2 protein-coding genes are annotated in these 3997 nt (G+C 34.3%); both read right to left on the reverse strand.

From position 1 onward, the window contains the following. On the reverse strand, positions 1-1171 hold a 1171-nt coding region (locus tag PW52_RS16825), incomplete at its 3' end, for a leucine-rich repeat domain-containing protein (protein WP_044634150.1). Between the two features lie 226 nt (positions 1172-1397). Further along, positions 1398-3818, reverse strand: coding sequence for a leucine-rich repeat domain-containing protein (locus PW52_RS17285; RefSeq protein WP_052823546.1), 2421 nt, complete (start codon positions 3816-3818; stop codon positions 1398-1400). Positions 3819-3997: the final 179 nt, after the last annotated feature.

Consider the following 3997-nt stretch of genomic DNA (forward strand, 5'->3'; position numbering starts at 1 on the left):
ATTGTTTTACTACTCGCTTAACAAACTCATTATCTTGAGTTTTAATTTTAAATAAATACATACCTGTTTTAAGGTTTGATATATTTATTTCGGTTAAATTATTAGTTGCATTTTTATTTAATAAAATTCTACCGTTTAAGTCTAACACTTCAACTTCTGCATTTAATGCCTTTGCATTTTTAATAGACACAATATTAGTAGCTGGGTTTGGATACACATTAAACCCTAAAGCCTTAGCTTCAACAGTTTTTGTGCTTAATACAGGCGCTGTACCTTCTATAATGTTTGCTTCAGGAAATCTACACCAAGAAATATGATCTAAATAAGCTTGCTTTGAGCCAACTGGCACATATATTTTTACAGGAGTACCTGCAAACCAACCTGTAAGGTCTGCAACTGTCATATCGCCATAAGCCTTTGTTCCTGTTCCTGGCTCACCATTACCACTATCTGCCCATTCATTTCTAAAAAATTTAGAATCATTAGCAAAGTTAACTGCAGCAAGTTGCGTTGCATCCCAATTAAGTTGTACTTGCTCTAAAGCGTTACTAGTATCATCATCACCTAAAAACAGATTACCTATAGACATAAGACTTGCAGGAACATTATATTCTTTAACACCATCCATTCCGTAAAAAACACCTGCACCACCAGTTTCGGCAACAGGAGCACTAATTGATTCTATATTATTGCAATTAAAGAATGGGTAAGCTCCAAGATTTGTACAAACTGGCAAACTAATTTCTCCAGTTAAACCAGTACAAGCAACAAAAGCATTACTTCCTAAATCGACAACATTGTCAAGATTGATTGAAGTAAGGTTTGGGTTGTCTCTAAATACATGTGCATCGAAAATTGTAACCGATTGTGGTAAAGTAACGGTTTGAATAAAAGTGTTTTCTGTATGACCTGCTCCTCGATTAGCTGCTGTATTACAACTAAAAGCTCCTAAGCCAATTTTAGTTACGGTAAAGGGTGCAAATCCATTCATTGCTGTTCCTGGAATTACAACATCTACATTTTCGGTAGGTAAATTAACCCAACCAGTTACTTCGCAATAATTATTATCGGTATCGATAACATTATACGTAAAGGTTCCATCATCGAAAGTTTGAGCTGTTAATGACGCAGTAAATAATACAACCATTAAAAATTGTAATGTTTTTTTCATAATTAATTTAATTTAGATTAGTTACCTACAAGATGTAAAAAACCTAGATTTTATGCTTTAAATTATGATTCAAAACCTATAAAATTATGTTCATCCCTTTAAAATAGAACACTTTAAAGCATAACTTGTTATCAAAAATTTTCTTCGTATTGTTTTTAACAATAAAAACCGTCACAAAAAGTGCAACGGTATTTTCAACTAAAACTAAAGACTAGTGTATTTGTTGCTATTGCTTTACAATTCGCTTTACAAACTCACCATTTTGATTTTTTATTTTAAGCAAATACATTCCTGTTTTAAAACCAGACAAATTTATTGGTATTTGAAGTGTATTAGCTTTTCTATTTAATAACGTTCTACCGTTTAAATCGAAAACCGAAATAGAAATATTTTGCATTTTTAAATTATTAACATAAACCAAATTAGTTGTAGGATTAGGAAACAAATTAAAAACGTCTTCGTAATTAAACTCATCTACTCCCAAAACTCCTTGTTGTATGTTAAAATCTGTCCATACCGGCGCCGCTTCATAATAAGCGATTGTATTATCAGGTACTAATAAATTTATATTACTTAGTGTTAAGCCATTAAATAAATTATTTACTGTTGCATCTGCTATACTCGCTTGATCTGTCCAATTAACTTGAACATTTACAATTCCAGTACAGCCTCTAAACGAAGCCACACCCATAGTAGTAATTGTACTAGGAATATTAACTTGAGTAACTGCTTTACAATCTCTAATCATTTGATCTGGTAAAACGGTCCACTCGCTAGGTATAACAAACGATGTAATTCCTGTTGCTCGCAATGCACCAACACCCAAAGTAACAGTCCCTGGTACTGTAACGGCGGTTATTTTAGCACAATTCATAAAACAATAATCGCCTACATTAGTTGTATTCGAAAAATCGAGAGGCGCCAACACTAAATTTGAACATCCATTAAAACTATGATTGCCGTATGTTTTTATATTTTGAAGATTTACAGACACTAAATTTGTACAACTTTGAAAAGCACTTGTACCAATATTATCAACCCCGTTAGGCAACGTAACATTTGTGATTATAATATTATCTTGAAAAGCTGATACACCAACCGATACCACATTAAACGGAATAGTCTCATTATTTGCCTGTTCTGGAATTACTGCATTTGCTATATCTTTTCCTGATACAAAACCAGTAACTTCACATTGATTAGGGTTTGTGCCTAACACACGGTATGTATAAGTATCATCTTCAAAATCTAAATTCTGAATCCCTTCACATGAATTAGTAATTACGGTATTTCCTGTTCCGTTATCGGTAACCGAACCTGTAGTATTAATTACACTTGAAGATGTTGTTGAAAGTATTTCAACAGGCATATCAGTGCAATTATTTAAAGTTACCGAAGCAGTAGCTCCTGTACCTAAAGGCGAAAAAGGGTTAGTCCCTGTAGGTCGTGTTCCCCCAACCAAAATTTTATGATCTTGAGTTCTAGTTTCGTCGTTCCACTTGGTTAAGGTTACATTATTGTTATTTCCTGCTATTGTTGCTACCGCATGCAAGGTTGTAGTTGGTAAAGTTGGCATTAAAGCCAGTTCTACTTCAGAATTGTCTCCAGAAAGATATAACAAAGGCCCGTTTACTGCATCGCCACGACTATTCTGCACCGTTGCGTTATTTAAATTATACCCAGATTCACAGCCAGTAGCTTCGCAATTTTGAATTAATATAGGCCCACCAATTTCCAAAGCAAAACCAACACGCGCATTTCGCGCCGTACAATTTATTAAAGTTACACCTTCGGTATCATGTCCTGCCCCAGAACCATAAGTTCGGAAACCAACTTCGCTCAAAGATTTTGTATATCCTGGTGTAATTACTTTTTCGCCATCATAATTTGGGTATACCGCTTCAAAATTTAAATCGAATGCAGGTCCCGATGTTTCAGCTAGCATATCGTCTGTTGTTCGTGTCACGGCTTCGGCGTAACAATCTTGAAACAAAACATTGCGCCCGCCTTGAACAAAAAATAAATGCCCAAATGAAGTTGAATAAATTGAACAACCAATAATAGACACATCTAACCCACCTACTAGCAAACCGCTATGTTTTCTCATCGCAACTAAGCTGCCGCCTCCTTTACCAAGTAAATCGCCATAACCATAAGGCGATGAACCACTCATGTTTAAGGTTACATTTTCTATGGTAATATTGTCGCCAGAAACAGTCATAGATTGTCCACCACTAGCCGTAGGACTATTGCCAATATCGGTAACTATTAAGCCTTTAAAGTTTATATGGTTTCCTGTAAAATGAAACTCTATTACACTCCCACCTAAATCGTTTAACAATTCAGTATCAACATTAATTGTTACTCCCGTTAAATCGAAGGTATTATTACTTCCGCTAAAACGAATCATAGCTCGTCTCCCTAATTCATCTGCAGAAGTGTTGTTCGAAATAACTGTTGGTGTAAGATAATCTGCCATTTCGTAAACCCCAGGAGTCATCGTAACCATTTGATTGGATTGTGAAGCTACATTTGCCAACTCTGCAAGACTAGATATTGTAATTTGAGAAGTTGCAGAAAACCCAGTAAATACTATTATTAAAAATAGAAAAAACTGCTGTTTAAAAATTTGCTGTTTTAATGTCATTGGTTTTTAGTTTAGTGATGATAAAATTGCAAAAAAAGAAGAGGTTAGTTTTGAAATTATGATTCAAAGAATATAACTAGGCTATTAAAACCATAGAGAATAGCTAAATTGGTCATAAAAAAAACCGCAATCAAAAACTGATTACGGTTCTTCAAAATAAACTAAAATACTTGCTTACA

The organism is Neotamlana sedimentorum, from assembly GCF_000943565.1.
GTDB classification, from domain to species: domain Bacteria; phylum Bacteroidota; class Bacteroidia; order Flavobacteriales; family Flavobacteriaceae; genus Neotamlana; species Neotamlana sedimentorum.